At 63.6% G+C, this 26,922-nt stretch carries 28 protein-coding genes; 13 read left to right on the top strand and 15 right to left on the bottom strand.

Going from position 1 to position 26,922, the window contains the following annotated elements; translation table 11 throughout:
- The first annotated feature begins 25 nt into the window (after positions 1 to 25).
- The gene (locus tag APH27_RS00300; protein WP_060483696.1) at positions 26 to 1,342 is read left to right on the top strand and encodes a sorbosone dehydrogenase family protein; all 1,317 of its coding nucleotides are present in this window, start codon (positions 26 to 28) and stop codon (positions 1,340 to 1,342) included.
- 3 nt (positions 1,343 to 1,345) lie between these two features.
- On the opposite strand, the gene APH27_RS00295 is transcribed toward APH27_RS00300, so the two are convergent.
- From APH27_RS00295 to APH27_RS00275, 5 genes are all read right to left on the bottom strand, one after another.
- On the bottom strand, positions 1,346 to 1,879 hold the full coding sequence (locus APH27_RS00295) for a C40 family peptidase (RefSeq protein WP_027918090.1): 534 nt from the start codon (positions 1,877 to 1,879) through the stop codon (positions 1,346 to 1,348).
- A 138-nt stretch (positions 1,880 to 2,017) separates the two neighbouring features.
- A complete protein-coding gene (locus APH27_RS00290; RefSeq protein ID WP_060483695.1) occupies positions 2,018 to 2,656 on the bottom strand; it encodes a C40 family peptidase in 639 nt (212 codons plus the stop codon).
- Positions 2,657 to 2,783: 127 nt separating this feature from the next.
- The gene (hda, locus tag APH27_RS00285) at positions 2,784 to 3,491 is read right to left on the bottom strand and encodes a DnaA regulatory inactivator Hda (protein ID WP_008092169.1); all 708 of its coding nucleotides are present in this window, start codon (positions 3,489 to 3,491) and stop codon (positions 2,784 to 2,786) included.
- Positions 3,492 to 3,643: 152 nt separating this feature from the next.
- Positions 3,644 to 4,717 carry an AI-2E family transporter gene (locus APH27_RS00280; RefSeq protein ID WP_027918088.1) on the bottom strand — a complete coding sequence of 358 codons (1,074 nt, stop codon included), beginning with the start codon at positions 4,715 to 4,717 and terminating at the stop codon, positions 3,644 to 3,646.
- Between the two features lie 12 nt (positions 4,718 to 4,729).
- Complete coding sequence (locus tag APH27_RS00275; RefSeq protein WP_060483694.1) at positions 4,730 to 5,797, bottom strand: DUF2066 domain-containing protein; 1,068 nt, start codon at positions 5,795 to 5,797, stop codon at positions 4,730 to 4,732.
- A 253-nt stretch (positions 5,798 to 6,050) separates the two neighbouring features.
- Between APH27_RS00275 and purM the strand changes: the two genes are divergently transcribed.
- The 4 genes from purM to APH27_RS00255 all read left to right on the top strand — a co-directional run bounded on the left by purM (position 6,051) and on the right by APH27_RS00255 (position 8,868).
- Positions 6,051 to 7,109 (top strand): phosphoribosylformylglycinamidine cyclo-ligase, encoded by a 1,059-nt coding sequence (gene purM / locus APH27_RS00270; RefSeq protein ID WP_027918086.1) that lies wholly within the window; start codon positions 6,051 to 6,053, stop codon positions 7,107 to 7,109.
- Positions 7,109 to 7,762, top strand: a complete 654-nt coding sequence (purN, locus tag APH27_RS00265; protein WP_060483693.1) for a phosphoribosylglycinamide formyltransferase — start codon at positions 7,109 to 7,111, stop codon at positions 7,760 to 7,762. The genes purM and purN overlap by 1 nt, the downstream gene beginning before the upstream one ends.
- An 8-nt stretch (positions 7,763 to 7,770) precedes the next feature.
- Positions 7,771 to 8,481 carry a DUF3108 domain-containing protein gene (locus APH27_RS00260; protein WP_027918084.1) on the top strand — a complete coding sequence of 237 codons (711 nt, stop codon included), beginning with the start codon at positions 7,771 to 7,773 and terminating at the stop codon, positions 8,479 to 8,481.
- A 204-nt stretch (positions 8,482 to 8,685) separates the two neighbouring features.
- On the top strand, positions 8,686 to 8,868 hold the full coding sequence (locus APH27_RS00255; protein ID WP_060483692.1) for a hypothetical protein: 183 nt from the start codon (positions 8,686 to 8,688) through the stop codon (positions 8,866 to 8,868).
- Positions 8,869 to 8,926: 58 nt separating this feature from the next.
- Here APH27_RS00255 and APH27_RS00250 read toward each other — a convergent pair whose 3' ends face one another.
- The 7 genes from APH27_RS00250 to APH27_RS00220 all read right to left on the bottom strand — a co-directional run bounded on the left by APH27_RS00250 (position 8,927) and on the right by APH27_RS00220 (position 17,298).
- The gene (locus APH27_RS00250) at positions 8,927 to 9,466 is read right to left on the bottom strand and encodes a DUF2058 domain-containing protein (RefSeq protein ID WP_027918082.1); all 540 of its coding nucleotides are present in this window, start codon (positions 9,464 to 9,466) and stop codon (positions 8,927 to 8,929) included.
- A 27-nt stretch (positions 9,467 to 9,493) separates the two neighbouring features.
- Positions 9,494 to 10,327 (bottom strand): nucleoside triphosphate pyrophosphohydrolase, encoded by an 834-nt coding sequence (gene mazG, locus APH27_RS00245; RefSeq protein ID WP_060483691.1) that lies wholly within the window; start codon positions 10,325 to 10,327, stop codon positions 9,494 to 9,496.
- A 124-nt stretch (positions 10,328 to 10,451) separates the two neighbouring features.
- Positions 10,452 to 12,692 (bottom strand): GTP diphosphokinase, encoded by a 2,241-nt coding sequence (gene relA / locus APH27_RS00240; RefSeq protein WP_027918080.1) that lies wholly within the window; start codon positions 12,690 to 12,692, stop codon positions 10,452 to 10,454.
- Between the two features lie 96 nt (positions 12,693 to 12,788).
- Positions 12,789 to 14,147, bottom strand: coding sequence for a 23S rRNA (uracil(1939)-C(5))-methyltransferase RlmD (rlmD, locus tag APH27_RS00235; RefSeq protein ID WP_027918079.1), 1,359 nt, complete (start codon positions 14,145 to 14,147; stop codon positions 12,789 to 12,791).
- A complete protein-coding gene (cysM, locus tag APH27_RS00230; RefSeq protein WP_027918078.1) occupies positions 14,148 to 15,047 on the bottom strand; it encodes a cysteine synthase CysM in 900 nt (299 codons plus the stop codon). It lies immediately after the preceding gene.
- 94 nt (positions 15,048 to 15,141) lie between these two features.
- On the bottom strand, positions 15,142 to 16,578 hold the full coding sequence (locus tag APH27_RS00225; protein ID WP_060483690.1) for a sensor histidine kinase: 1,437 nt from the start codon (positions 16,576 to 16,578) through the stop codon (positions 15,142 to 15,144).
- A 3-nt stretch (positions 16,579 to 16,581) separates the two neighbouring features.
- Positions 16,582 to 17,298, bottom strand: a complete 717-nt coding sequence (locus APH27_RS00220) for a response regulator transcription factor (protein WP_060483689.1) — start codon at positions 17,296 to 17,298, stop codon at positions 16,582 to 16,584.
- A 193-nt stretch (positions 17,299 to 17,491) separates the two neighbouring features.
- Here APH27_RS00220 and APH27_RS00215 point away from each other — a divergent pair, with 193 nt between their 5' ends.
- From APH27_RS00215 to APH27_RS00200, 4 genes are all read left to right on the top strand, one after another.
- Positions 17,492 to 20,251, top strand: a complete 2,760-nt coding sequence (locus APH27_RS00215; RefSeq protein WP_027918075.1) for a response regulator — start codon at positions 17,492 to 17,494, stop codon at positions 20,249 to 20,251.
- Positions 20,252 to 20,497: 246 nt separating this feature from the next.
- Positions 20,498 to 21,487 carry a 2-hydroxyacid dehydrogenase gene (locus tag APH27_RS00210; protein ID WP_027918074.1) on the top strand — a complete coding sequence of 330 codons (990 nt, stop codon included), beginning with the start codon at positions 20,498 to 20,500 and terminating at the stop codon, positions 21,485 to 21,487.
- Positions 21,488 to 21,518: 31 nt separating this feature from the next.
- Positions 21,519 to 21,956, top strand: a complete 438-nt coding sequence (locus APH27_RS00205) for a hypothetical protein (RefSeq protein ID WP_027918073.1) — start codon at positions 21,519 to 21,521, stop codon at positions 21,954 to 21,956.
- Positions 21,953 to 22,357 carry an META domain-containing protein gene (locus tag APH27_RS00200; RefSeq protein ID WP_027918072.1) on the top strand — a complete coding sequence of 135 codons (405 nt, stop codon included), beginning with the start codon at positions 21,953 to 21,955 and terminating at the stop codon, positions 22,355 to 22,357. Before APH27_RS00205 ends, APH27_RS00200 begins: the two co-directional genes overlap by 4 nt.
- A gap of 87 nt (positions 22,358 to 22,444) precedes the next feature.
- Here APH27_RS00200 and APH27_RS00195 read toward each other — a convergent pair whose 3' ends face one another.
- Entirely contained in the window at positions 22,445 to 22,909 is a 465-nt protein-coding gene (locus APH27_RS00195; RefSeq protein ID WP_027918071.1) for a TlpA disulfide reductase family protein, read from the bottom strand.
- Positions 22,910 to 22,994: 85 nt separating this feature from the next.
- On the opposite strand from APH27_RS00195, the gene arsC reads away from it, so the two are divergent.
- The 3 genes from arsC to APH27_RS00180 are packed head-to-tail and all read left to right on the top strand — an operon-like array spanning position 22,995 to position 24,356.
- A complete protein-coding gene (gene arsC / locus APH27_RS00190) occupies positions 22,995 to 23,348 on the top strand; it encodes an arsenate reductase (glutaredoxin) (protein ID WP_060483688.1) in 354 nt (117 codons plus the stop codon).
- The gene (gene wrbA, locus APH27_RS00185) at positions 23,345 to 23,950 is read left to right on the top strand and encodes an NAD(P)H:quinone oxidoreductase (RefSeq protein WP_016501124.1); all 606 of its coding nucleotides are present in this window, start codon (positions 23,345 to 23,347) and stop codon (positions 23,948 to 23,950) included. The genes arsC and wrbA overlap by 4 nt, the downstream gene beginning before the upstream one ends.
- Complete coding sequence (locus tag APH27_RS00180; RefSeq protein WP_060483687.1) at positions 23,943 to 24,356, top strand: DUF2069 domain-containing protein; 414 nt, start codon at positions 23,943 to 23,945, stop codon at positions 24,354 to 24,356. The genes wrbA and APH27_RS00180 overlap by 8 nt, the downstream gene beginning before the upstream one ends.
- 101 nt (positions 24,357 to 24,457) lie before the next feature.
- Here APH27_RS00180 and APH27_RS00175 read toward each other — a convergent pair whose 3' ends face one another.
- Positions 24,458 to 25,129 (bottom strand): DNA-3-methyladenine glycosylase I, encoded by a 672-nt coding sequence (locus APH27_RS00175; protein WP_027918068.1) that lies wholly within the window; start codon positions 25,127 to 25,129, stop codon positions 24,458 to 24,460.
- Between the two features lie 4 nt (positions 25,130 to 25,133).
- The gene (gene ttcA, locus APH27_RS00170; protein ID WP_027918067.1) at positions 25,134 to 25,958 is read right to left on the bottom strand and encodes a tRNA 2-thiocytidine(32) synthetase TtcA; all 825 of its coding nucleotides are present in this window, start codon (positions 25,956 to 25,958) and stop codon (positions 25,134 to 25,136) included.
- 263 nt (positions 25,959 to 26,221) lie between these two features.
- Here ttcA and APH27_RS00165 point away from each other — a divergent pair, with 263 nt between their 5' ends.
- A complete protein-coding gene (locus tag APH27_RS00165) occupies positions 26,222 to 26,821 on the top strand; it encodes a Yip1 family protein (RefSeq protein ID WP_027918066.1) in 600 nt (199 codons plus the stop codon).
- Positions 26,822 to 26,922: the final 101 nt, after the last annotated feature.

Raw genomic sequence — 26,922 nt, 5'->3', positions numbered from 1 at the left:
TACACCGGCACAAAGGGCTGCGAACATGAAACGCACCATCATGCTGTTGCCGTGGACATTGCTCGCCTGCCTTGGAGGCTGCGGCGACACTGCCCACCTGAAGGTGAGCGATGGCAGCGGCCCCTTGCCGCAACTTCCGCCACCCCGCCAGAGCCTGATCCCGACCGTCAACATCGCCCCTGCCACAGGTTGGCCGCACGGGGCTAAACCCAAGGCAGCCCCGGGCACCCAGGTACAGGCATTTGCCGACAACCTCGAACACCCGCGCTGGCTCTACGTGCTCCCCAATGGTGACGTACTGGTTGCCGAGACCAACGCCCCGCCCAAGCCTGACGACGGCAAGGGGCTGCGAGGCTGGTTCATGGGCAAGGCGATGAAACGGGCCGGTGCCGGCGTAGCCAGCGCCAACCGCATCACCTTGCTGCGCGACGCCGACCACGACGGCGTCGCAGAAATTCGCACACCGTTCATCGAAGGCCTCAATTCCCCCTTCGGCATGGTGTTGGTGGGCAAGGACTTCTACGTCGCCGATACTGACCAGCTGCTGCGCTTCCACTATGAACCGGGAGCGATGCAGATTACCGGGGAAGGCCACAAGGTCACCGACCTGCCAGGCGGCCCGCTCAACCATCACTGGACCAAGAACGTGATCGCCAGCCCCGACGGCAGCAAGCTCTACGTGACCGTAGGCTCCAACAGCAATGTCGGCGAGAACGGCCTGGACAAGGAGCAGGGGCGCGCAGCGATCTGGGAGGTGGACCCGGCCAGCGGCCAGCATCGCCTGTTCGCATCAGGCCTGCGCAACCCGAACGGCTTGGCCTGGCAGCCAGCCAGCGGAGCACTGTGGACAGCGGTCAATGAGCGTGACGAGATCGGCAGCGACCTGGTGCCGGACTACATCACCTCGGTCAAGGACGGCGGCTTCTATGGCTGGCCGTACAGCTATTACGGGCAGCATGTGGATGCACGGGTTTCGCCCCAGAACCCGCAGAAAGCCGCCACGGCGCTCGTGCCGGACTATGCCGTAGGCCCACATACGGCATCACTGGGGCTGGCCTTCGCCGAGCCCGGCGTACTGCCCTCGCCATTCGATCGCGGAGCGTTCGTGGGCCAGCATGGCTCGTGGAACCGTAAGCCGCACAGTGGCTACAAGGTAATTTTCATACCGTTCGACAGCGCCGGAAACCCCGCAGGCAAGCCTATAGACCTGCTGACCGGCTTTCTCGACGAAGATGGCAAGACCAAAGGGAGACCGGTGGGCGTCATCAACGACCAGCGCGGTGGCGTGCTGGTCGCCGATGACGTGGGCAACGTGGTGTGGCGAGTGACCAAGGCACGCTAGCGCTCAACGGTTCTGCGCGAGATTCCCTTGGGGAATCACGCGTTTGGCCTGCAGGTAGGCCTTGGACCAGTAGCTGTTGGACAGGTAGTCCAGGCGCACGGTGCCGCCGGTAGAGGGTGCATGCACGAAACGCCCTTCGCCCACGTAGATACCCGCGTGACTGACCTGCGAGCCGCCACCGGTGGCGAAAAACACCAGGTCTCCCGACTGCAGCGCGTTGATGTCCACGGTCGGCGCACGCATGACGATCATCTCGCGGGTCGAGCGCGGCAGGCTAATGCCAGCAGCGTCGCGGTATACATAGCCGATCAGGCCGCTGCAATCGAACCCGGAGTCCGGCGTGTTACCCCCCCAGCGGTAAGGCGTGCCGACCAGGCCGATCGCACGGATCAGCACGTCGTCAGCCAGTGGCGAGCCCTCGGGCTGGCTGTAGGTGATTGGTGGTTGCACCACAGGGGCCGGTGCTGGAGCACGGCTGGAGCAGGCGGCAAGCAATGCCACCAGGGAAAGGAATGCGAAGCGCGCCATCATCACCATGGCCAGAACTTCCTGTCTGAGACCGAACGGCAGCAGCCGAAAAGAGTTGAGAATTTAGATTAGACGCTTTCTGTAAATGCGCACGGCGGCGAGCTTTTTTCAAGCTACGCCGCCGTGGCAGGATATATCATTTTGATATCAGTTGCGCGCGATATTGGTGGTCGGCGCCATGGCCAAGGCACGCTTGGCTTCGATGAAGGTCTTGCTCCAGTAGCGGTCACCGAGGCTGTCGATGCGCACACCGCCGCTGCGGCGGCTGCTGGAGTGGATGAACTGATTGTCACCCAGGTAGATGCCGGCATGGCTGACACGGCCACGGCCATTGGTGCTGAAGAACAGCAGATCGCCTGGCTTGAGCTTGTTGCGCGCCACCTTCGGCGCATCGACGTTGATCATTTCGCGGGTCGAGCGTGGCAGGTTCATGCCAGCCTCTTCGCGGAACAGGTAGCCGATGAAACCGCTGCAGTCGAAACCTGAGGCTTCCGAGGTACCGCCAAAGCGGTAGCGGGTACCGATCAGCGACATGCCACGCTCGAGGATGCTGTCAGCCAGCACCGGAAGCTGATAAGGCTTGCTGCTGGAGAAGGCCTCCAGGTCATCTTCAGTGGCCTGCTCTTCTTCGCCGAAAACCGACGAAGGCGAAGCTTTGGCCTTGTTGACCGATTGCGAGGCAACCGGGGTGTGATCCTGGGGCTGGGAAACCGGGCCTTGAGCCGCGCAGCCAAAAAGCAGGGTCACGAGTGCGAGTGGCACGAGGGGTGCGAAGCGCTTCAGCATGGGCACGACCGTGTCTGTAATCCTTTAGAAGGGTGAAACTATGCCCTCTATCATGGCCATTTGCAAATTTTATCGAAAAAGATGTGACTTTTTCGTTTTGCAGCTCAAAGCCCTGTGTTTACGGGGCTTACCAGCCGAGGGTTTCCTTCAGGAAAGGGATCGTGAGCTTGCGCTGGGCCTGCAGGGAGGCCTGGTCGAGGCGTTCGAGCAGGTCGAACAGCGCGCTCATGCTGCGCGTGCCGCGGGTCAGGATGAAATGGCCGACCTCGTCGGTCAGGTGCAAGCCGCGGCGCGAGGCCCGCAATTGCAGGGCACGCAGCTTGTCTTCGTCGGACAGGCCGCGCATCTGGAACACCAGGGCCAGGGTCAGGCGTGACTTGAGGTCGGGCAACTTGATCGGCAGTTCACGGGGCGAAGCCGAGGCAGCCAGCAGCAGACGGCGGCCGCTGTCACGCAGGCGGTTGAACAGGTGGAACATTGCCTCTTCCCAGTCTGCCTTGCCGGCGATCACATGCAGGTCGTCGATGCAAACCAGTTCGTACTGAGCCAGGTAATCGAGCAGCTCCACGCCACGATCAAGCAACTGCGCCAGCGGCAGGTACACGGCGGGTTCGCCGCGCTGCTGGAAGCGATGGGTGGCCGCCTGCAGCAGGTGGCTGCGACCAACGCCCTGCTTGCCCCACAGATAGATGAGGCTCTCGGTCCAGCCGGCATCGGCTTCGCACAGCCGCTCGACATAGCCCAACGCCGCGGCATTGGCGCCCGGATAGTAGTTGATGAAGGTGGCGTCATCGCGCAGGCGCACACCCAGGGGCAACTGGATCGGTGGTTTCATGCTTGCGGGCGGTCAGCAGGACCGCAGGGGGCCTTTGGTGAACAATGTGCAAAGTCTATACCCGCAAAGCAGGGCGCACAATCATGCAGGCGGATAGCATAAGCAAAATCAACAAGTTGCGCTGTTGCTGGGGCTGCATGGCAGCCCCTCATTCACAGGTCCGGGTCGACATCCCCGGCATACATGTCCGATTCTTTGTACAGGTCGTGCACATGTCGCAGCAGCACCATGATCACCGCCGCCACCGGCAACGCCAGCAACACCCCCGTGAAACCGAACAGCTCGCCCCCGGCGAGAATGGCGAAGATCACCGCTACCGGATGCAAGCCGATGCGGTCACCCACCAGCAATGGGGTCAGCACCATGCCTTCCAGCGCCTGCCCCACCATGAATACCGCGACGATGCCGAGCATCGGGTACAGGTCACCGCCGAACTGGAACAACCCGGCCACCAGCGCTGCACCAATACCGATGATGAAGCCCATGTACGGCACAATGGCTGCCAGCCCTGCGAGCATGCCGATCAGCAGGCCCAGCTCAAGGCCGACCAGCATCAGGCCGGCGGAATAGATGATGCCAAGGGCGACCATAACCATCAGCTGGCCCCGAACGAACGCCCCCAGTACCTCATGGCATTCGCCAGCCAGCCCCACGACCTGAGGCTCACGCTGCCGCGGCAGCAGGCCACGCAGCTTGGCCATCATCAGGTCCCAGTCACGCAGCAGGTAGAAGCCCACTACCGGGATCAGCACCATGTTGGCAAGCCAGGCCATCAGCGCCAGGCTCGAGGCGGTGGCATGGGACAGCAACATGCCGACGATGTCGGTGGTCTGGCTCATGTGCGCGCCAATGGCGGCCTTGATCTTGTCGAATTTCCAGAACCCGTCGGCCAGGCCCAGACGCCCCTGCACCCAGGGCAGCGCCACATGCTCGAGCCAGTCGAGCATCTGCGGCGCCAGTTCGTACAAGCGCAGCAACTGCTTGGCCAGCAACGGCACCAGCACCAGCAGCAAGGCCATCAGCAGCAAGGTGAAAAGGCCGAACACCACCACCACACCCCAGGTGCGCGACAGGCCCAGGCGCTCCAGGCGGTCGACCAGCGGGTCGGCCAGGTAGGCCAGCAGGATGCCTACCAGGAAAGGCGTGAGAATGTTGTGCAGGCTATAGAGAAGCACGGCGATCAGCAGTGCAGCACCCCAGCCGATCCAGCGACGCATGTCAGTCATCTATAGGCCCCTTTACCAACGGAATCGCAGGCCGTCGAACGGCTTGGTTGCGGCAGGTGCAGGCGCTGGCTGGCCCGGCGCAGCCCCTGCGCCGGGCGCGGGTGTGGCCGGGGCAGACGGCACCTGCTCGGCTGGCACCTCCTGCAGCTTGGCCAAGCCCAGTTGGGCACGCAGTTGCTCGCGATTGCCAGTGACCGCGTAAGTCAAGGTGCCACCCTCGGCCATCTGCAGGCGGGGGCCATAGGGTTCCAGCACACGGCTCAGCTCGGCATAGCGCTGCAGGTTCATGCCTTGCACCTGCAGCTGCAATTGGCTGCTGGCACCGGCCTTGATCACGTAGCGCGGCGCCAGGCGGCTGCTGACCGCCAGCATGACAGCGTCCGCCAAGGCAGCCTGGTCAGCGCCTTCGGCGTTACCCTGCTCACGCTGGTCGCCTAGCCACAGCTGCCATTTACCTTGCCATTTGCCATCGGCTTCCTGGGCGTGTACCGCCAGCAGGGCATCGGCGCCGTAGCGCTCCGCGGCATTGCGCAGTGGCGCCGGGTCATTGCCTTCGAGCTGCTTGGCGTTGGCCACCAGTTGCTCCTGCAGGTCAGCCAGCGGCAGGCGCAGCGGCAAGCCTCGGTGCTGGGCAGCACGGCGCAGCGGCTGGGCGCTGGCCTGGCCGTCACCGACCAGGTTGCTGCCTTCGGCGCTGTCGTTGAGCCACCAGCCGAGGATGGATGGCCGGTTGCTGCCCCACAGCGCCAGGCCTGCCTTGCGCAAGGCGCGTTCGGTACTGCCGGGGTCGAATTCGACCAGCACCGATTCCGGCGGCCCGGCTTCAGTCCCAACCTGGTTGATGATCTGTTGCGGGTCCTTGCGCAGCCCGGCCAGCGCCGGGTTCTGCACCGCCTTGGGGTCGCCGGTCAGGCGCAGCACCAAGGTATCGAGGGCTTTGGCAGTGGCCGCAGAACGGGCTTCGGCGCCCTGCCCCTCGACCGGCTCGCGCACTTGATAGAGCCCGGAGACGGTTTCGGCCTGCGCGGTGACACTGGCCAGCGCGAGACAGCCTGCCGCCAGAAAATTGAGAAGTCGCATGGGGATTCCTGTCCGGTTGCGCATGAAGCATGTGCCTGCAGCTTATACAGAAGGCGGCGTATCAACCACCCGCACACCTTTTTCAGCAATTAACCGCCCTGCCCGTCGGCCTGAGGATGGCCGCTGCACGGCAACCCTGATAAAATCGCGCGCCTTCACAGACCACTGACGTTTCAGGCAGCCGCCGCTTCCCAGCCGGCCTTGGCCGTCATGGTCGTTTTTACGAATCCCTCCCTCTTAAAGGCCTGGATCAATGAGCAAGCAACCCTCCCTGAGCTACAAGGACGCCGGTGTAGACATCGACGCCGGCGAAGCACTGGTCGAACGCATCAAGGGCGTGGCAAAACGCACCGCACGCCCTGAAGTCATGGGTGGCCTGGGTGGCTTCGGCGCCCTCTGCGAGATCCCGGCCGGCTACAAGCAGCCGGTGCTGGTCTCCGGCACCGACGGCGTCGGCACCAAGCTGCGCCTGGCGCTGAACCTGAACAAGCACGACAGCATCGGCCAGGACCTGGTCGCCATGTGCGTCAACGACCTGGTGGTCTGCGGCGCCGAGCCGCTGTTCTTCCTCGACTACTACGCTACCGGCAAGCTGAACGTCGACGTCGCCGCCACCGTGGTAACCGGCATCGGCGCCGGCTGTGAACTGGCTGGCTGCTCCCTGGTTGGCGGCGAAACCGCCGAAATGCCGGGCATGTACGAAGGCGAAGACTACGACCTGGCCGGCTTCTGCGTCGGCGTGGTGGAAAAGGCCGAGATCATCGACGGCTCCAAGGTTGCCACCGGTGACGCGCTGATCGCCCTGCCTTCCTCCGGCCCGCACTCCAATGGCTACTCGCTGATCCGCAAGATCCTCGAAGTGTCCGGCACCGACATCGAAAACACCCAGCTCGACGGCAAGCCGCTGACCGACCTGCTGATGGCGCCGACCCGCATCTACGTCAAGCCGCTGCTGCAGCTGATCAAGAACACCGGCGCAGTCAAGGCCATGGCCCACATCACCGGCGGCGGCCTGCTGGACAACATCCCGCGCGTACTGCCGAAGAACGCACAGGCCGTGGTTGACGTGGCCAGCTGGCAGCGCCCGGCGGTATTCGACTTCCTGCAGGAAAAAGGCAACGTCGACGAGCACGAAATGCACCGCGTCCTGAACTGCGGCGTCGGCATGGTCATCTGCGTTGCCCAGGACCAGGTTGAAGCTGCCCTGAACGAACTGCGCGCCGCCGGCGAGCAGCCTTGGGTCATCGGCCACATCGCCGAAGCCGCCGAAGGCGCCGCCCAGGTCGAACTGCAGAACCTCAAGGCACACTGATGCCGAGCAAGCCCTGCAATGTTGTGGTACTGCTGTCGGGTTCCGGCAGCAACCTGCAAGCCTTGATCGACCGTTGCCGCACGCAGGACAGCCAGGTGCGCATCGCCGCGGTGGTTTCCAACCGCGCCGATGCCTATGGCCTGCAACGGGCCCAGGCGGTCGGTATCGACACCGTGGTGCTCGACCACACCCAGTTCGACGGTCGTGAAGCCTTCGATGCCGCGCTTATGGCGCGCATCGACGGCTTTGCCCCGGACCTGGTGGTGCTGGCCGGTTTCATGCGCATCCTCAGTGGCGACTTCGTGCGCCACTACCAGGGCCGCCTGCTCAACATCCACCCGTCGTTGCTGCCCCGCTACAAGGGCCTGCATACCCATCGCCGGGCACTGGAGGCAGGCGACGCCGAGCATGGCTGCAGCGTCCACTTCGTCACCGAGGAACTCGATGGCGGGCCTCTGGTCGTACAGGCTGTGGTACCGGTGCTGTCTGACGACACGGTGGAAAGCCTGGCCCAAAGGGTCCACCATCAGGAACACCAGATCTACCCGCTGGCGGTGCACTGGTTTGCCCAAGGGCGTTTGCGCCTGGGTGAACAGGGTGCCTTACTGGATGACCAACCGCTGCCGGCCAGTGGTCACTTGATCCGACCCTAGGAGAATTTATGCGTCGCGCCCTGCTATTGGCTCTCGCTGTGCTCGCCCTGCCTCTCCAGGCAGCTGACCTGAAGCCGTTCTCGGCCAGCTACACCGCTGACTGGAAGCAGCTGCCCATGAGCGGCACTGCCGAACGCAGCCTGGTCAAGAATGCCAACGGTACCTGGGACCTTAATTTCAAGGCTTCCATGATGATCGCCAGCCTGACCGAGCAAAGCACCCTGCGCCTGGACAACGATACCCTGCTGCCGCAGAAGTACCACTTCGAACGTGGCGGCCTGGGCAAGGCCAAGAAAGTCGACCTGACCTTCGACTGGAGTGGCAAGAAAATCACCGGTAGCGATCGCGGCGATGCGATCAGCCTGCCGCTCAACCGCGGTGTGCTGGACAAATCGTCCTACCAGCTGGCCCTGCAACACGATGTGGCCGCCGGCAAGAAGAGCATGACCTACCAGGTGGTCGACGGTGACGAGATCGACGCCTACGACTTCCGTGTATTGGGCACCGAGAAAGTCACCACCAAGACCGGGCAGGTCGAAGCGGTGAAGGTTGAACGCGTACGCGATCCGAGCCAGAGCAAGCGCATCACCGAACTGTGGTTCGCCAAGGATTGGGACTACTTGCTGGTGCAATTGCGCCAGGTCGAAACCGATGGCAAGGAATACGTCATCGTGCTGCAGGATGGCACAGTCGATGGCAAGTCGGTGAAGGGTAACTGATCCGCTACAGCCCTCAATCTCCGGAGCCCCGCCAGTGCGGGGCTTTTTTGTGCCCGGATGGTGGGCGCTCCTACAAAGCTGACCACTTCCGGGCCTTCATGAAACTTGTTTCATGCCCGTTTTATTTACTTAGCCTGCTAACAAACTCTATAAAGGGGTTGTGCGACACAGTGTCGCAGCCAACTCAAGCAGTGGAGTTTAACGATGACAGTCCAAGTAACCGAACGCGACGAATCGAAAATGTCCCACGAAGGCCTGGCCGCTGGCGTGCGGATCTGGGATGTGCACCAACAAGGCCAGCTGGTAGGTATGTTCCACAATGAACATGAAGCTCACCAGTACCGGGTGGAGCTCGAAAACCTGGAAAACCAGCGCACCACGCAATGATCCCTGCACTCACACAGTCTTCCAATAAAAAACCCCGCCAAGGCGGGGTTTTTCGTGTTTACCACATCAGATCGTCCGGGATCTTGTAGGCCGCGTACGGATCGTCCTCGTCCGCCTCCTCGACATGGGTATTGAGCAGCAGGATGCGGTTCGGGTCACGTTCCTGAATCTTCACCGCCGCCTCGCGCGGGATCACTTCGTAGCCACCGGCATGCGACACGATGGCCAGCGCGCCATTGCTCAGGCGGGTGCGCATCAAGGCGTTGACGGCAATGCGCTTGACCTTCTTGTCGTCGACGAAGTTGTAGTAGTCCTCGGTGGTCAGCTTGGGCAGGCGGGTGGCTTCGATCAACTGCTTGATCTGCGCCACACGGGCCTTCTGCTCGGCCTTTTCCTGCTGCTGGCGATTCAGCTCCTGGTCACGCTTGGCCTTCTCGGCCATGGCTTCCTTGGCGATGCGCTGCTGGCTGTCGTCGACTTCGACCTGGCCCTTGTGCTCCAGGCGTTTTTGTTTCTTCTCGGCTTTGTTGGTCTGCGAGACCTGTTTCTGGTTGACCAGACCGGCTTTGAGCAATTGGTCGCGAAGGGAAAGGCTCATTGAATGTTCACTCACTTATGCAACAGCTCAGCCGCAGCTGGGCAGGTTCTTTTCCTGACGTTTGGCTTCGCCCCAGAGGGCGTCCAGCTCGTCAAGGTTACAATTTTCAATCGGCCGGCCGCTGTCGCGCAATGCCTGCTCAATGAAGCGGAAACGCCGCTCGAACTTTCGGTTGGCGCGGCGCAGGGCGCTTTCCGGGTCTTGCTTGAGGTGGCGGGCCAGGTTCACGGCGGCAAACAGCAGGTCGCCGACTTCATCCTCAAGGGCGTCGGCGTCGTTGTCGGCCATGGCCTGCAACACTTCGTCGAGCTCCTCGCGCACCTTGTCCAGCACCGGCAGCGCCGCTGGCCAGTCGAAACCGACGGTGGCCGCGCGCTTCTGCAGTTTGGCCGCCCGCGACAGCGCCGGCAATGCCGCCGGCACGTCATCGAGCAACGACAGTTGTTCAGGGGTGCTTTTCTCGGCGCGTTCCTCGGCCTTGATCTCCTCCCAGCGTGATTTGACCTGGGCCTCGCTCAGGCTGGGCGTGTCCAGCGGCGCGTACAGCTCGCCTGTGGGGAATACGTGGGGGTGACGGCGGATCAGCTTGCGGGTGATGCTGTCGACCACACCGTCAAATTCGAAACGCCCTTCTTCCCGGGCCAGCTGGCTGTAGTAGACCACCTGGAACAAGAGGTCACCCAGCTCGCCCTGCAGGTGCTCGAAATCGCCGCGCTCGATGGTATCGGCGACTTCATACGCCTCTTCGAGGGTGTGCGGGACGATACTCGCGTAGTTCTGCTTGAGGTCCCATGGGCAGCCGTACTGCGGGTCACGCAAGCGAGCCATGAGGTGCAGCAGGTCTTCGAGGGTGTAGGTCATATAAGCAGGTCCTTCGGTGTAGCCCTCTTCGCGGGCAAGCCCGCTCCAACAGGGTCTTGTGCACATTCAAGGTATGCACCGTTCCTGTGGGAGCGGGCTTGCCCGCGAATCAGGCGCCGCGATCTCAAGGGGTACGGTTACGCCGCGTCTCGATGATGTTAGGCAACTGCGAAATCCGCCCCAACAAGCGCCCCAGCGCATCCAGGCCCGGAATTTCAATGGTCAGCGACATCAGCGCGGTGTTGTCTTCCTTGTTCGAGCGGGTGTTGACCGCCAGCACGTTGATCTTCTCGTTCAACAGCACCTGCGACACGTCGCGCAACAGCCCTGGGCGGTCGTAGGCGCGGATGACGATGTCGACCGGATAGGTCTGCACCGGGATCGGGCCCCAACTCACCTGGATCATGCGCTCCGGCTCGCGCCCGGCCAACTGCAGCGCCGAGGCGCAGTCCTGGCGGTGGATGCTGACGCCGCGCCCCTGAGTGATATAGCCGACGATGGCATCACCCGGCAGCGGCTGACAGCAGCCGGCCATCTGCGTGAGCAGGTTGCCGACGCCCTGGATCTGGATGTCGCCACGCTTGCCGGTACGCGGGCCGGTGGGCTTGCGCGGTACCAGTTCGATCTGCTCGATACGTTCGGGCTCGAGCAACTGCTGGGCGGCGTTGACCAGGTGCGCCAGGCGCAGGTCGCCGGCACCGAGCGAGGCGAACATGTCTTCGGCGGTCTTGACGTTGGTCTTCTCGGCCAGGCGTTCGAAGTCCACCTGCGGCAGGCCCAGGCGGCTGAGCTCGCGCTCGAGCAAGGTCTTGCCGGCAGCGACGTTCTGGTCACGCGCCTGCAGCTTGAACCAGTGGACGATCTTGGCCCGCGCCCGCGAGGTAGTGACGTAGCCCAGGTTCGAGTTCAGCCAGTCACGGCTTGGATTGCCGTGCTTGCTGGTGATGATCTCTACCTGCTCGCCGGTCTGCAGGCTGTAGTTGAGCGGCACGATGCGCCCGTTGATCTTGGCCCCACGGCAGTTGTGGCCGATCTCGGTGTGCACGCGGTAGGCGAAGTCCAGCGGTGTGGCACCCTTGGGCAGGTCGATGGCGTGGCCATCCGGGGTGAACACGTAAACCCGGTCCGGTTCGATATCGACCCGCAGCTGTTCGGCCAGGCCACCGATGTCGCCCAGCTCCTCATGCCATTCGAGCACCTGGCGCAGCCACGAGATCTTCTCTTCGTAGTGGTTGGAGCTTGGCTTGACGTCGGTGCCTTTGTAACGCCAGTGGGCGCAGACGCCAAGCTCGGCTTCCTCGTGCATGCCGTGGGTACGGATCTGCACTTCCAGCACCTTGCCCTCGGGGCCGATCACCGCAGTGTGCAGCGAGCGATAGCCGTTTTCCTTGGGGTTGGCGATGTAGTCGTCGAATTCCTTGGGGATGTGCCGCCACAGGGTGTGCACGATGCCCAGTGCGGTGTAGCAGTCACGCACCTCCGGTACCAGCACGCGCACCGCACGCACGTCGTAGATCTGGCTGAATTCCAGGCCTTTGCGCTGCATCTTGCGCCAGATCGAATAGATGTGCTTCGCCCGGCCGCTGATGTCAGCCTTGACCCCAGTGGCCAGCAGCTCGTTCTGCAACTGGTTCATCACATCGCTGATGAAGCGCTCACGGTCCAGCCGGCGCTCGTGCAGCAGCTTGGCGATCTGCTTGTACTGGTCAGGCTCCAGGTAGCGGAAGGACAGGTCTTCCAGCTCCCATTTGATGTGGCCGATGCCCAGCCGGTGAGCCAGCGGCGCATAGATGTCGAACACCTCGCGTGCCACGCGCAGGCGTTTTTCGTCATCGGCTGCTTTTACCGCCCGGATCGCACAGGTACGCTCGGCCAGCTTGATCAGCGCCACGCGCACGTCGTCGACCATGGCCACGAGCATCTTGCGCAGGTTCTCGACCTGCGCCTGCGAGCCCAGCACCAGTGACTGCCGCGGGCTGAGGCTGGCGCTGATGGCGGCCATGCGCAGCACACCGTCGATCAGCTTGGACACCACCGGGCCGAAGCGCTGGCCGACTTCGGCCAGGGTCACCTTGCCTTCACGCACCGAGCGATAGATCACCGCCGCGACCAACGAATCCTGGTCGAGCTTGAGGTCGGCGAGGATTTCGGCGATCTCAAGGCCAGCCTGATAACTGGACGTACCATCGGCCCATGAATGCTTGGCCGGGTTGCCCTTCTTTTCGATTTCCTGGGTGAACTCGCAGGCCTCTTTCAGGGCCACGCGATCCAGTGCCGAATCGACGCTCACCACGTGATCCAGCCATGCTTCGAGATTGATACTGCCGTCTGTGTTGACCGGCTGGTGCACTCTCACCTGTACCATCTTTGTTTTACCTTTCCATACAGCGCACCGCACGGGTGCACTGGCTATCACCGTGCAGCTTCGCTTCCGTGGAAGCCGCACCAAGGGGCCAGCCTGCTAGCCCGCTTCGAATAACGCCATGGCTTCGACATGCGCCGTCTGAGGAAACATGTCGAGAATCCCGGCCCTTTTTAACCGGTACCCCTGGCCGACCAGCACCTGGGCGTCTCGCGCCAGCGTGGCCGGGTTGCACGATACATACACCAAGCGCTTGGCGTTGAGGCGGGCGATGCCTTGCACCACCTCGTATGCACCGTCGCGCGGTGGATCCAAGAGTACCGCAGAAAAGCCTTCGGCGGCCCATCCGGCGCCTGCCAAAGGCTGCGATAAATCGGCCTGAAAAAACGCGGCGTTATGCACATCGTTGTTCCGGGCATTGGCCGCGGCCCGATCGACCATGGCCTGCACACCTTCCACCGCCACCACTTCACGTGCCTGGCGAGCCAGCGGCAGGGCGAAGTTGCCCAGGCCGCAGAACAGGTCCAGTACGCGCTCGTCAGCTTGCGGTGCGAGCCAGGCCAGGGCCTGCTCGATCATCGCCGTGTTGACCTGGGCGTTGACCTGGACGAAGTCGCCCGGGCGCCAGGCCAGTTCGAGCTGCCAAGGCTCCAGGGCAAAGCCCAGTTTCGCCTTGGCATCCACGGGTGCCGGCTCACCCTCGCCTTGCAGCCAGAGCTGCGCCCTGGCCTCGTCGCAGAACGCCTGCAGGCGCGCCAGGTCGTCGGCTGGCAGCGGTGCCACATGACGCACCAGCACGGCTTCGGCAGTGCCACTGAACAGCTCCACGTGGCCGATCGCTTGCGGCTTGCCCAACGAACGCAGCACGGTCGGCAAGTGGCGAAGAATAGATTGCAAAGGCTGTACCAGCACGGCGCAGTCATCGATGGCGACAATTTCCTGGCTGGCTTCGGCACGCAAGCCGACATCCAGGTGCTTGGCCTTGACGTCCCAGCGCACTGCCACCCGCGCCCGGCGCCGGTAGCCGAATTCCGGCCCGCTGAGGGGCGCGGCCCATTCTTCCGGTTGCACGCCGGCCACCCGTTGCAGCTGTTCCGCCAGGGTGCGCTGCTTGAGCGCCAGCTGGGCGTCGTGGGGCAGGTGTTGCAGGTTGCAGCCGCCGCAACGCTCGTAGTGACGGCACGGCGCCTGTCGGCGTTCGGGGCTGGCCTGCAGCAACCGCTCCAGGCGTGCCTCGACGACTTTGCCACGGGCATTGAGCACGCGCGCTTCGACCGCTTCACCGGCCAGGGCGCCACTGACGAACCAGGTGCGCCCTTCGAGGAAGGCGATGCCACGGCCGTCACCGGCCAGGCGCTCGATATCCAGGCGCTGTTTCTTGCCCACGGGGACCTGGGGCGTGCGGTTGCCGCCGGCTGGCTGGAAGCGCAGGCCGCTGTTGCTTTTTTTCTTGGACATTTAGCTCGGGTCGAACAGGCCGGTGGACAGGTAGCGGTCGCCGCGGTCACAGATGATCGCGACCATCACGGCGTTTTCGACTTCGCGGGACAGGCGCAGCATGGCTGCCACCGCACCACCGGAAGACACGCCACAGAAAATGCCCTCTTCGCGAGCGAGGCGGCGGGTGGTGTCTTCTGCTTCCTGCTGGGACATGTCCATCACGCGGTCGACACGCGTGGCATCGAAGATCTTCGGCAGGTACTCCTCGGGCCAACGGCGGATACCCGGGATGGCCGAGCCTTCCATCGGCTGCAGGCCGACGATCTGCACGTTGGGGTTCTGCTCCTTGAGGTACTGCGAGCAGCCCATGATGGTGCCGGTAGTGCCCATGGAGCTGACGAAATGGGTGATGCTGCCCTGGGTCTGCTGCCAGATCTCCGGGCCGGTGCTGTTGTAGTGGGCGATCGGGTTGTCGCCATTGGCAAACTGATCCAGGACCAGGCCACGGCCTTCGGCCTGCAGCTTCTCGGCGAGGTCGCGGGCGCCTTCCATGCCCTCCTCCTTGGTCACAAGGATCAGCTCGGCGCCGTAGGCGGTCATCGCGGCCTTGCGTTCGGCGGTGGAGTTGTCAGGCATGATCAGGATCATCTTGTAACCCTTGATCGCAGCCGCCATCGCCAAGGCGATGCCGGTGTTGCCGGAGGTGGCTTCGATCAGGGTGTCACCTGGCTTGATCTGGCCGCGCAGTTCGGCGCGAGTGATCATCGACAGTGCCGGGCGGTCCTTCACCGAGCCGGCGGGATTGTTACCTTCGAGCTTGAGCAGGAGGGTGTTGCTGGTTTCGCCAGCGATGCGCTGCAGGCGAACCAGGGGCGTATTGCCGACGCAATCGGCGATGGTTGGGTACTGCAAGGTCATGGCGTATTTCACAATCCGGACGGCAGGGGTGCCTATCATACCGGCAAACCCCTTCTGGCCATATCACGCAATCTGTGGTCGCTATAGCTACAAGCTATAACGGCGCCGCCTGCTTCGCCAGCAAGCCTGCTTCCACAAGGACAGCGCCGCTATCAAGCACAGGGTTGTACCTGTGGGGCACAGAGCCCGGCACATGAGCCGGCAAGCGCATGCACAGGCGCAGCCCGCGCTTGCCATTCTCCGCCCACAGTGTGCCGCCCTGACGCTGAATGGCGCTGCGAGCAATGCTCAGCCCCAGGCCAAATCCGCCATCCCCCGGCCGCGAGCCATCAAGCCGGGAGAACGGTGCAAAGATCCGCTCCAGATGCTCATCGGCCACGCCGCCGCCATCATCTTCCAGCCACAAACGCCAATACCCGCCCTCGCGCTGCCCGCCGAGTCGCACCAGGCCGTTTTCCGGCGAATGGCGGATGGCATTGCGCAGCATGTTCTCCAAGGCCTGGGCCAGGTGGTTGAGGTTGCCCTGCACCCAGCACGTACCCGGCAGCTCGCAGCGCAGCCGCTCGGGCGACCAGCCGCTTTCGTAGCTGGCGTCTTCGCTCAGCAGGTCCCACAGCGCCTGAACCTGGATCGGCTCAAGGTTCATCGGTGCGCGTTCGGCGTCCTGCCAGGCCAGTTGCAGCGTGTTCTCGACCAACTGCTGCATGCCGTCCACCTCGCGGCTCAGGCGCTCACGCAGGCGCTCAAGGTCGGTCTCGCCATCGCAGGCCACGCGCAAGCGGCTGAGCGGCGTGCGCATTTCATGGGACAGGTCGCGCAGCAACTGCTGCTGCATCATCACCGTGCCTTGCAGCCGCTCGGCCATCTGATCGAAGGCACGGGCCAGTTCGCCCAGCTCATCGTGCCGGGCCGTAGTACGGGAATCCAGGCGTGCGCAAAGCTGGTCGGCACGCCAGGCATTGGCCTGCTCGCGCAGCTGGTTGAGCGGGACGATCAGCATGCGGTACAGGCCGACGCACAGCAGCAAGGTGAACAGGCCGGGGATGATGCCGTTGGTGATGATCTGCCAGAACACCCGATAGTGGCCGGGATTGAGCCGATGCGGCAGTTCCATCACCAGCATGCCCTGCTCCGGCGCACCGGGGAACGGAATACGCAACCACGGCTGGTCGACACTGCGCCGGCTCATGGGCCAGTCGACACCACGCAGGCGAGTGAGCCGCTGCATGATCTGGGGGCCGAGCATGGCACTGTCGAGGGGCCGCAGGTTGAGGTCGAGCACACCGACCCAGCCGTGCTCGCGCTGGTGCATCGCCGCCACCCAGCGGTCCAGCCCCTCGCGCCCACCGCCGCGCCAGGCCTTTTCCGCCTCGCTGGCATAGTCGCGCAGCACCTGGCGGGCCGGCTCGTCGAGAAAGGCGTTCTGGGTTTCCATATGCCGGCCCCAGGTGTAGCTGAGGCCGATCATCAACAGGCAGAAGCCCACCAGCAGGATGGCAAGCTTCCAGAACAGCGAATGGCGATCAAGCATGGCTTACTCCGCTTCGCCGACGCTCAGTACGTACCCTTTGCCCCACACGGTGCGGATCTGACGCTCGTGGTAGCCGATACCCTTGAGCTTGCGGCGGATCTGGCTGACGTGCATGTCCAGGCTGCGGTCGTGCCGCGAATAGCCACGTTGCAGCACCTGCTGGTAAAGGAAGGCCTTGCTCAACATTTCATCGGCATTGCGGTAGAGGGTGTCGAACAGGCGGTATTCGGTGGGAGTCATGCCGGCTGGCTGGCCACCCAGGCTGACATCACACAGGCCTTCGTCGAAGTGCAACTCGCTTCCGGCAGCCTCTAGCGGTGGCTGATGACGACGCTCAAGGGCAACCCGGCGCAGGATCGCTTCAATGCGCACCTGCAGCTCGGCCATGCTGAAGGGCTTGGGCAGGTAGTCGTCGGCACCACGCTGGAAGCCGCTGATACGATCGGCCTCGGCGCCCAGCGCCGACATCAGGATGACCGGCGTGGCGCTGTGTTGGCGCAGCCGGGCAAGGGCGTCCAGGCCATTGAGGCCTGGCAGCAGGATGTCCAGCAGTACCACGTCGAAGGCTTGCCGACCGGCCGCCTCCAGGCCCTCCAGGCCGTTGCGGCACCAGGTGACCTGGAAGCCGCCACGCTGCAACTCTTCGTGCAGGTAGGCACCCAGGACCGGGTCGTCCTCGATGGCCAGGATGCGGGAGGCGTAATTAGTTACAGGATTCATTGGCAACTGCCATCCATTCTCAGTTGCGCAATTATTGTGCATGCTCACCGTCCAGGCAACCGCCTTGCGACCAGCGCCCGGGCCAGGCAATGAAAAGCTACACAAAGAGTGCATTAGCGCAGCCAGCGGAGTAACTTCCCGCTTTGGTCCGTCGCAGTGACGACGGCGTCCAGGCACATCACAGGAGGCGAGTGTGCTCGATCGTTTGGGAATCAGAAGCCGCGTGCTGCTGCTGGCGCTGCTGCCGGCCAGCCTGATGGCACTGGTGCTGGGCAGTTATTTCACCTGGCTGCAGCAAGACCAGCTGCGCACCCAGCTGCTGCAGCGCGGCAAGATGCTCGCCGAGCAACTGGCACCGCTGGCCGCACCGGCCCTGGCACGGCAGACGCCTGCCCAGCTGGAGCGTATCGCCGCGCAGACCCTGGAGCAGGCCGACGTGCGCGCAGTGGCCTTCCTCGCCCCCGACCGCAGCCGCCTGGCCCATGCCGGCCCGAGCATGATCAACCAAGCGCCCAGTGGTGGTACTGGCACGCAATTGCTGCAGCGCACCGGCAACGACGCCACCCGCTACCTGATGCCGGTGTTCGGGCACCACCGCGACCTGGCCACCGATGCCATTCCGGCCGAGGCCGAGCGCCTGCTCGGCTGGGTCGAAATCGAGCTGTCACACGACGGCATGTTGCTGCGCGGCTACCGCAACCTGTTCACCAGCGTGCTGCTGATCCTCGCTTGCCTGGGCCTCAGCGGCCTGCTGGCAATGCGCATGAGCCGCACCATCAATGACCCGATCGCCCGCATCAAGCATGCGGTCAACCAGCTCAAGGACGGCCACCTCGACGAACGCCTGCCGGCCATGGGCAGCCATGAACTGGACGAACTGGCCCGCGGCATCAACCGCATGGCCGAGACCCTGCACGGGGCCCACGAGGAACTGCAACACAGCATCGACCAGGCCACCGAGGATGTCCGCCAGAACCTGGAAACCATCGAGATCCAGAACATCGAGCTGGACATGGCGCGCAAGGAGGCCCTGGAGGCCAGCCGCATCAAGTCGGAGTTCCTGGCCAACATGAGCCATGAAATCCGCACGCCGCTCAATGGCATCCTTGGCTTCACCCACCTGCTGCAGAAGAGCGAGATGACCCCGCGGCAGCTGGACTACCTGAGCACCATCGAAAAGTCCGCCGACAACCTGCTGGGGATCATCAACGAGATCCTCGACTTCTCCAAGATCGAAGCCGGCAAGCTGGTGCTCGACAGCATCCCGTTCAACTTGCGCGACCTGGTCCAGGACACCCTGACCATCCTCGCCCCCGCCGCCCACGCCAAACAGCTTGAACTGCTCAGCCTGATCTACCGCGACACGCCATCGTCGCTGGTCGGCGACCCGTTGCGGCTGAAGCAGATCCTCACCAACCTGGTGAGCAACGCGATCAAGTTCACCCGTGAAGGCACCATCGTCGTCCGGGCCATGCTCGATGACGAACAGGAAGACAGCGCCCAGCTGCGTATCAGCGTGCAGGACACCGGCATCGGCCTGTCCCCGCAGGACGTGCGCACCCTGTTCCAGGCGTTCAGCCAGGCCGACAACTCGCTGGCCCGCCAGCCCGGTGGTACTGGCCTGGGACTGGTCATTTCCAAGCGCCTGATCGAACAGATGGGCGGTGAGATCGGTGTCGACAGCACGCCGGGCGAAGGCTCGCAGTTCTGGATCAGCCTGAGCCTGCCCAAGGCCCATGACGATATCGAGGAACAGCCACTGCAACCGTTGCTCGGCCGCAGAGCGGCAATCGTCGATGGCCATGAGCTGGCGCGCCAGGCCCTGGAGCATCAACTCGAAGACTGCGGCCTTAGCGTCAGCCTGTTCGCCTCCTACGACCAGTTGCTGCAGGGTGTGCAGGCGGGCTTCCAGGCCGGCATGCCATTCGAGTTCGCAGTGCTCGGCGCCAACCTGGGCACACTTTCGCCAGAGCAGCTTGGCCAGTACAACCAGCAACTGGAGCGTTTGCGCTGCCAGTGCGTGGTGCTGTGCCCGACCACCGAGCAGGCGCTGTACCACCCCTACCTGCCTAACAGCCATGGCCAGCTGCTGTCCAAACCGACCTGCACGCGCAAGTTGCGCCGTCTGCTGCTGGAGCTGGTGCAACCGCGCCGGCCACTGGCAGAGCCGGGGCTGGCCAACAGCAACCAGCGCCGGGCGAAGGTACTGTGCGTTGACGACAATGCAGCCAACCTGCTGCTGGTACAGACGCTGCTCGAAGACTTGGGCGCCGAAGTGCTGGCGGTCGACAACGGCTATGCCGCCGTAAAAGCGGTGCAGGCGGAGCCCTTCGACCTGGTGCTGATGGATGTGCAGATGCCAGGCATGGACGGGCGCGCCTGCACCGAACAGATCCGCCTGTGGGAAAAGACCCAAAGTAGCAACCCTCTGCCGATCGTCGCCCTCACCGCACATGCCATGGCCAACGAGAAACGTGCCCTGTTGCACAGCGGCATGGACGACTACCTGACCAAACCGATCAGCGAACGGCAGCTGGCCCAGGTGGTGATGAAGTGGACGGGGTTGAGCCTGGGCGCATCGCCGCTTGAGCAGGCCAGCGAGCAGCCTGGCGACAGCCATGAGCTGCCGGTGCTGGACCCGGATGAAGGCCTGCGCCTGGCCGCCGGCAAGCCGGACCTGGCTGCCGACATGCTGGCCATGCTGCTGGCGTCGCTGGAAAGCGACCGCCAGGCGATACGCGCCGCACGCGAGGCGGATGACAGCGAGACACTGATCGAGCAGGTGCACCGGCTCAACGGTGCCTCGCGTTATTGCGGCGTACCCCAGCTGCGCGCGGCCTGCCAGCGTAGCGAGACCCTGCTCAAGCAGGAAAGCCCGCAGGCACAGCAGGCGCTGGATGAACTGGATGCGGCGATCAACCGGCTGGCGGCGCAGGCGCGGTTGAGTGCCTGATTTGAGCGTTTTAGCGCCTGTGAGATCGAGCGCCGCCCGCGCGGCGCATCGCGGATAAATCCGCTCCTACATTTTTTGCAACGTGCCGAAGCGGTTACGCCATGGTTGCCAGCCCTGGCCTTACAGGCATGGCCACGTTGCAACAAATGTAGGAGCGGATTTATCCGCGATGCGCCGTGCGGACGGCGCTCGATCTCGCAGGCGCCACACAACCCAAGCCATGCACCACAAAGGAAACCCCTCACCATGCGCGTTCTGTTGTTCAGCAGCCAGCACTACGACCAGGAAAGCTTCACCCGGGCCACTGGCGACAGCGCCCTGGACCTGCACTTCCAGTCCGCCCGCCTGACCCTCGACACTGCCGCCCTGGCCAAGGGCTACGAGGTTGTCTGCGCCTTCATCAACGATGAGCTCGACGCCCAGGTGCTGCAGCGCCTGGCCGATGGCGGCACACGGCTGATCGCCCTGCGCTCGGCCGGCTACAACCACGTCGACCTGGCGGCGGCGCAGCGCCTTGGCCTGGCGGTGGTGCGCGTGCCGGCCTATTCGCCGCATGCCGTGGCCGAGCATGCCGTGGCCCTGATCCTGGCGCTCAACCGCCGCCTGCACCGCGCCTACAACCGCACCCGCGAAGGGGACTTCACCCTGCACGGGCTTACCGGCTTCGACCTGCATGGCAAGACCGTTGGCGTGGTCGGCACGGGCCAGATCGGCGCTGCCTTCGCCCGTATCATGGCCGGTTTCGGCTGCCAGCTGCTGGCGTACGACCCCTCCCCCAACCCGGAGCTGCTGGCCCTGGGGGCCCGCTACCTGGACCTGCCCGAACTGCTGCGCGAGGCGCGGATCATCAGCCTGCACTGCCCCCTGACCGAGCACACCCGGCACCTGATCAATGCGCAAAGCCTGAGCCAGTTGCAACCGGGCGCAATGCTGATCAACACCGGCCGCGGTGCACTGGTCGACACTCCAGCACTGATCGACGCCCTGAAAAGCGGCCAGCTCGGCTACCTGGGCCTGGACGTCTATGAAGAGGAAGCCCAACTGTTCTTCGAGGACCGTTCCGACTTGCCACTGCAGGATGATGTGCTGGCGCGGCTGCTGACCTTCCCCAACGTGATCATCACCGCCCACCAGGCATTCCTGACCCGTGAGGCACTGGACGCAATCGCCGCCACCACCCTGGACAACATCATCCGCTGGGCGGCGGGTAATCCGCAGAATCTGGTCAGCGGTTGATGCTAGGATACGCGGCATTTCTGGAGGACCCATGGTCGAACACGATTTTCGCTACACCCTTTTCAACCCGCAACACACCCTGATCGAGTGCCGTGCCCTGGTTCCTGGCCGTTATCAGGTGACCGGCAACGGCGGCTCGATGCACAAAGGCGATGTCCTGATCGTGACCCTCAAGGGCAGCAAGGACCTGGCCATGCGCCTGACCGTGGAGAGCGTGCGCCACCTGATCAACCCACGCGGCCAGTGGGTTGCCGTGGCCAGCGGCCCGGTGTTCAACGAGCTGGAGATTCTTACCTGGAAGGTTGAGTGCGACAGCTGCGACGCGGTGCTGGACGTCGAGTTCGCCGTCGACGCCAAACTCGGCAAGGCGGCCCGTCAGCCGGCTGCCAGCGCACGTATCACCGAGCTGGGCTGGGCCAGCCGCGGCGACAAACACCTGTGCCCGCGTTGCCAGGAGAGCGCCGAGTGAAGAATCTGCTGACCGGCGCGCTGATTGCCACCGGCCTGCTCGGCTGTGCCGCCGAACCTTCAAAGCTGCAGCAGGAGCGCAGCTACGTGCTGGAATGGATCGGCGAGCGTCCGCTGATCGACTACAGCCACCTGACCCTGACCCTGGCCAGCGATGGCCGCGCCTACGGCAACGCCGGCTGCAACCACTGGTTTGCGCCGTATACGCTGGACGGTGAGCACCTGAGCTTCGGCAAGGTCGGCAAGACCCGCAAGCTGTGCGCACCGGCGTTGATGGAACAGGAAAAGCACTTCCTGCAGGCGCTGGAGACCGTGCAGCGCTGGGACGTGTCGCCCATCGAACAGATGCGCTTCTGGCCGGCCGAAGGCAAGCCGCTGCGCTTCTGGCCTGAGGAAGGCTGAATACAGCTGCACGCTGCGAGCTTCAAGCCGCAAGAAAAAGCAGAGTGAACACCAATCTGCCTTTACTTGCAGCTTGCAGCTTGCGACTCACCCCTGCTTGAGGGCCTTGATCTTGGCCTGCAACCCTTCCAGGGTCTGCTCGCCCATCAATTGCTCACGCACCTTGCCCTTGTCGTCGATGATGTAGGTCACCGGCAGCGCCTCGCTGCGTGGCAAGTCATAGCGCTCGGCCGGGTCCTGGGCCAGCACGGTGAAGCCGATGCCCAAGGCCTGCGCCGCCTGTTTCAGCTCTGGGCCCTGCAGGCCATCGAAGTTCACCCCGACCACCTTGATACCATCAGCCGCCCACTGCTTGGCCGCCTGGTTCAGTTCAGGTACCTCGGTTCGGCACGGGCCGCACCATTCGGCCCAGTAATTGAGCACTACCCAGTGCCCGTCGATCTGTTCCGCCTTTACCGTCTTGCCATCTTGGTCCACGCCGTAATCGGCACCGCAACCACCGAGCAACAGGCTCGCGGTGATGGCCAGTACTGCTGCCAGACGCCTTGCCATGGGTCAATCCTTCTCGAAGTTTCAAGCAAATAGGTCAGTCGCTGCGGTTAGAATAGCCGCCACACCCAGCTGGATGCGACCCGACATGCCTGACTTGACGCTCTATCATAACCCGCGCTGCTCAAAATCCCGCGGCGCGCTGGAACTGCTCGAACAACGCGGCCTGGCACCGACCATCGTGCGCTACCTCGAAACCCCGCCCGACGCCGCCACGCTCAAGGCCCTGCTCGGCAAGCTGGGCATCGCCCCACGCCAACTGCTGCGCAGCGGTGAAGACGAATACAAGGCCCTCGACCTGGCCAACCCGGCGCTGACCGACACGCAACTGATCGACGCCATGGTCCAGCACCCCAAGCTGATCGAACGGCCGATCCTGATCGCCGGTGACAAAGCCGTCATCGGCCGCCCGCCAGAGAAGGTGCTGGAGATCCTGCCGTGAGCGCGCCGTACATCCTGGTGCTGTATTACAGCCGCCACGGTTCGACCAGCGAGATGGCCCGGCACATTGCCCGCGGCATCGAGCTGGCCGGCATGGAAGCGCGCCTGCGCACGGTACCGGCGATTTCCACCGAATGCGAAGCAGTCGCCCCGGACATCCCGGCCAGCGGCGCGCTGTACGCCACCCTCGACGACCTGCGCCACTGTGCCGGGCTGGTACTGGGCAGCCCGACCCGTTTTGGCAACATGGCCGCACCACTGAAGTACTTCCTCGATGGCACCAGCAGCCTGTGGCTGGGTGGCGAGTTGGTCGGCAAGCCGGCTGGCGTGTTCACCTCCACTGCCAGCCTGCACGGCGGCCAGGAGACCACCCTGCTGTCGATGATGCTGCCGCTGATGCACCACGGCATGCTGGTGATGGGCCTGCCGTACAGTGAATCGGCATTGCTGGAAACCCGTGGCGGCGGTACCCCTTACGGTGCCAGCCACCATGCTGGCGCCGATGGCAAGCGTGAACTGGACCAACACGAGATCGCCTTGTGCCGTGCCCTTGGCCAACGCCTGGCGACCACAGCCAAGGCCCTGGAGGCTGCGCGTGGCTAAAAAGCCCAAGGTGCTGCCGCCATTGGAATGGCTGGCGCCGCGCCTGCGCCTGACGCGGGCGTTGAGCCTGGCGTTTTTCCTTGGCCTGATCGCGCTGCTGGTGGTGAATAACCTTTGGTTCGCCAACCTGCATGGTGCGCGGGTCGAAGTGATCCTGGCGATCGAGCTGGTGCCACTGCTGTTGCTGTTGCCGGGCATGCTGACGGGCAGCGCCCGGGCGCATGCCTGGACCTGCTTCGTGGTGAATATCTATTTCATCAAGGGCGTGCTGGCGGCGTTCGACCCGGCGCGTGCGGTGTTTGGCTGGGTTGAAGTGCTGGTGAGCCTGGGGCTGTTCATCGCCGGGTTGCTGTATGTGCGCTGGAAGTTCCAGTTCGAACGGCGCATGGCGGGCGAAGGGCGTTAATTTCTTCGCGGGTAAACCCGCTCCCACAAGTACAGCACAGACCTCAAATGCGGCGCGGTCCCTGTGGGAGCGGGTTTACCCGCGAAGAGTCCAGACAGGACTCAATGGTTGACGGTATGCGCCAGCATCACCGACAACTGGCACAGGGGTCGCCCGCTTTCCTCGTGCCACTGATTGAACGCCTGCTGCACCAGGGCCAGGTCGCGCTGGCTGGTCGGCTGCTTGTCGATCACCTTCTGGGCAATCAGCGCGGCGGCCATGTCGTCGGTGGGGATGAACGTGTCCTTGCCAACCATGCGCAGGAAGCGCGGTGCCGACAACCCACCCAGCTGGTTGCCATGCTTGGCCAGGTACTTCCACAGCCCGACGATATCGGTCACTGGCCAGTCGGCGATGAACGCACCGAAACTGCCTTTCTCCTTCGCCACGTCGAGGATCATCTGCGCATTGCGCGGTACGCTCTTGAGCTTGCCCAGGTGGCGGATGATGCGCTCGTCATGCATCAGCCGCTCCAGGTGCTCGGCGCCCATCAGCACCACCTTTTCCGGGTCGAAGCCGAAGAACACCTGCTCGAACGCCGGCCACTTGGCATCCACCAGGCTGTGCTTGAGCCCGGCGCGGAACACGCGCAGGGCCAAGGTCGACAGGTAGCGGTCATCAGCGATTTCGCGCAACTGCGCCGGCGTGCGCGGCTGCGGCAGGAAGGCTTCCAGCGCCTGGGCCGAGCCGAAGCGGTTCAGGCAGTACTCATGCAGCCACTGGTAATCGCGCATGGCCTCAGATGTTCACCACGTCGAGGAAGCGAGGGGTAGCGTTCTCGTCGATCTTCAGGCTGGTGAAGTCGAACAGGTTGCGGTCGGCCAGCTGCGACGGCGCCACGTTCTGCATGGCGCGGAAGATGCTCTCGGTACGGCCCGGGTGCTTGCGTTCCCACTCCACCAGCATGTCCTTGACCACCTGGCGCTGCAGGTTTTCCTGCGAGCCGCAGAGGTTGCACGGGATGATCGGGAATTCCTTCATGTCCGAGTAGGCCTGGATGTCCTTCTCGCTGCAGTAGGCCAGCGGGCGGATCACCACGTTGCGGCCGTCGTCGGCGCGCAGCTTCGGCGGCATGCCCTTGAGCGCGCCATTGAAGAACATGTTGAGGAAGAAGGTTTCGACGATGTCGTCGCGGTGATGCCCCAGGGCCATCTTGGTCGCACCGATTTCATCGGCGAAGGTGTACAGGGTGCCACGGCGCAGGCGCGAGCACAGCGAGCAGGTGGTCTTGCCCTCGGGGACCAGCTCCTTGACTACCGAGTAGGTGTCCTTCTCGACGATGTGGTACTCGACGCCCAGTTCCTTGAGATAGGCCGGCAGCACATGCTCAGGGAAACCCGGCTGCTTCTGGTCCATGTTCACCGCGACGATCTCGAACTTGATCGGTGCCACCTTCTGCAGGTGCAACAGAACGTCGAGCATGGTGTAGCTGTCCTTGCCGCCGGACAGGCAGACCATGACCTTGTCGCCATCCTCGATCATGTTGTAGTCGGTGATGGCTTCGCCGGCGAGACGACGCAGGCGTTTTTGCAGTTTGTTCTGATTGACCGAGAGGGTGCCCATAGCGCTTGGATCCGCGAGGTGTGACAAAAGCCGGCTATTTTACGCACAAACCACGCTCACCTGTAGGGATTCCGATAAAGACTTCAAGGGAATCAACAACGGCCCTGACAGCGCAATTTGCTCTAAAAAGCGGGGTTTGTGCGGGAATTGGCTTCCTATACTGCGACATAAGGCCACATTACCGTTCTGCTTCGGTGTCCTGGCCTCGGGCCGCTTGCGCTCCATGTGGGGGGCGATTGGCAACATAGAGAGGAGTGACCGGCATGATTCATCACGTTGTGGGGCTGTTTACCCATCCCGACCAGGAATGGCGGGAGATTCGTGGCGAAGAAGAAAGCATCAGCCACATGTACCTGACGCACACGCTCATTCTGGCGGCGATTCCCGCCATTTCGGCCTTTATCGGCACAACCCAGGTGGGCTGGGTGATCGGCGGCCGGCCGGCCGTGATGCTGACCATGGAAAGCGCGATCTGGATGAGCATCATGTCCTATCTGGCGATGCTCGCCGGCGTCGCGGTCATGGGGGCTTTCATTCACTGGATGGCCCGCACCTACGACGCCAACCCGTCCATGGCGCAATGCATCGCCTTTGCCACCTACACCGCTACCCCATTGTTCCTCGGCGGCCTGGCGGCGCTCTATCCGCACCTGTGGCTGGGCATGCTGGTGGGGACCGCTGCCATTTGCTACACCGTGTACCTGCTGTATGTCGGCTTGCCGACCTTCATGAACATACCGTCAGATGAAGGCTTCCTGTTCTCCAGCTCGGTGCTGGCGGTAGGCCTCGTCGTACTGGTGGCGATCATGGCTGCTACCGTGATCATCTGGGGTTTGGGCGTGGGGCCCGTGTACACCAACTAGATCAGATCCAGCCAACATAGGGCATCAAGCAAAGGCCGCCGCAAGGCGGCCTTTGTCTGCCTGCTGACCGGTGGCTCGGCAGTTACGACGTGCTTGCGGCA

This window comes from Pseudomonas sp. NBRC 111123, assembly GCF_001320205.1.
Taxonomy (GTDB): Bacteria; Pseudomonadota; Gammaproteobacteria; order Pseudomonadales; family Pseudomonadaceae; genus Aquipseudomonas; species Aquipseudomonas putida_J.
This window is presented reverse-complemented; position numbering and strand designations above follow the sequence as displayed.

What these genes read in the sequence shown, in the direction of transcription:
- cysM (WP_027918078.1), bottom strand. Translation starts at nt 15,047, where the DNA reads ATGACCTTGCAGTACCCAACCATCGCCGATTGCGTCGGCAATACGCCC.
- purM (WP_027918086.1), top strand. Translation starts at nt 6,051, where the DNA reads ATGAGCAAGCAACCCTCCCTGAGCTACAAGGACGCCGGTGTAGACATC.
- APH27_RS00280 (WP_027918088.1), bottom strand. Translation starts at nt 4,717, where the DNA reads ATGACTGACATGCGTCGCTGGATCGGCTGGGGTGCTGCACTGCTGATC.
- APH27_RS00220 (WP_060483689.1), bottom strand. Translation starts at nt 17,298, where the DNA reads ATGAATCCTGTAACTAATTACGCCTCCCGCATCCTGGCCATCGAGGAC.
- APH27_RS00175 (WP_027918068.1), bottom strand. Translation starts at nt 25,129, where the DNA reads ATGCGCGATTACCAGTGGCTGCATGAGTACTGCCTGAACCGCTTCGGC.
- APH27_RS00290 (WP_060483695.1), bottom strand. Translation starts at nt 2,656, where the DNA reads ATGCTGAAGCGCTTCGCACCCCTCGTGCCACTCGCACTCGTGACCCTG.
- relA (WP_027918080.1), bottom strand. Translation starts at nt 12,692, where the DNA reads ATGGTACAGGTGAGAGTGCACCAGCCGGTCAACACAGACGGCAGTATC.
- purN (WP_060483693.1), top strand. Translation starts at nt 7,109, where the DNA reads ATGCCGAGCAAGCCCTGCAATGTTGTGGTACTGCTGTCGGGTTCCGGC.
- APH27_RS00250 (WP_027918082.1), bottom strand. Translation starts at nt 9,466, where the DNA reads ATGAGCCTTTCCCTTCGCGACCAATTGCTCAAAGCCGGTCTGGTCAAC.
- APH27_RS00165 (WP_027918066.1), top strand. Translation starts at nt 26,222, where the DNA reads ATGATTCATCACGTTGTGGGGCTGTTTACCCATCCCGACCAGGAATGG.
- mazG (WP_060483691.1), bottom strand. Translation starts at nt 10,327, where the DNA reads ATGACCTACACCCTCGAAGACCTGCTGCACCTCATGGCTCGCTTGCGT.
- hda (WP_008092169.1), bottom strand. Translation starts at nt 3,491, where the DNA reads ATGAAACCACCGATCCAGTTGCCCCTGGGTGTGCGCCTGCGCGATGAC.
- APH27_RS00205 (WP_027918073.1), top strand. Translation starts at nt 21,519, where the DNA reads ATGGTCGAACACGATTTTCGCTACACCCTTTTCAACCCGCAACACACC.
- ttcA (WP_027918067.1), bottom strand. Translation starts at nt 25,958, where the DNA reads ATGGGCACCCTCTCGGTCAATCAGAACAAACTGCAAAAACGCCTGCGT.
- APH27_RS00210 (WP_027918074.1), top strand. Translation starts at nt 20,498, where the DNA reads ATGCGCGTTCTGTTGTTCAGCAGCCAGCACTACGACCAGGAAAGCTTC.
- APH27_RS00300 (WP_060483696.1), top strand. Translation starts at nt 26, where the DNA reads ATGAAACGCACCATCATGCTGTTGCCGTGGACATTGCTCGCCTGCCTT.
- arsC (WP_060483688.1), top strand. Translation starts at nt 22,995, where the DNA reads ATGCCTGACTTGACGCTCTATCATAACCCGCGCTGCTCAAAATCCCGC.
- APH27_RS00275 (WP_060483694.1), bottom strand. Translation starts at nt 5,797, where the DNA reads ATGCGACTTCTCAATTTTCTGGCGGCAGGCTGTCTCGCGCTGGCCAGT.
- APH27_RS00260 (WP_027918084.1), top strand. Translation starts at nt 7,771, where the DNA reads ATGCGTCGCGCCCTGCTATTGGCTCTCGCTGTGCTCGCCCTGCCTCTC.
- APH27_RS00255 (WP_060483692.1), top strand. Translation starts at nt 8,686, where the DNA reads ATGACAGTCCAAGTAACCGAACGCGACGAATCGAAAATGTCCCACGAA.
- APH27_RS00295 (WP_027918090.1), bottom strand. Translation starts at nt 1,879, where the DNA reads ATGGTGATGATGGCGCGCTTCGCATTCCTTTCCCTGGTGGCATTGCTT.
- APH27_RS00225 (WP_060483690.1), bottom strand. Translation starts at nt 16,578, where the DNA reads ATGCTTGATCGCCATTCGCTGTTCTGGAAGCTTGCCATCCTGCTGGTG.
- rlmD (WP_027918079.1), bottom strand. Translation starts at nt 14,147, where the DNA reads ATGTCCAAGAAAAAAAGCAACAGCGGCCTGCGCTTCCAGCCAGCCGGC.
- APH27_RS00195 (WP_027918071.1), bottom strand. Translation starts at nt 22,909, where the DNA reads ATGGCAAGGCGTCTGGCAGCAGTACTGGCCATCACCGCGAGCCTGTTG.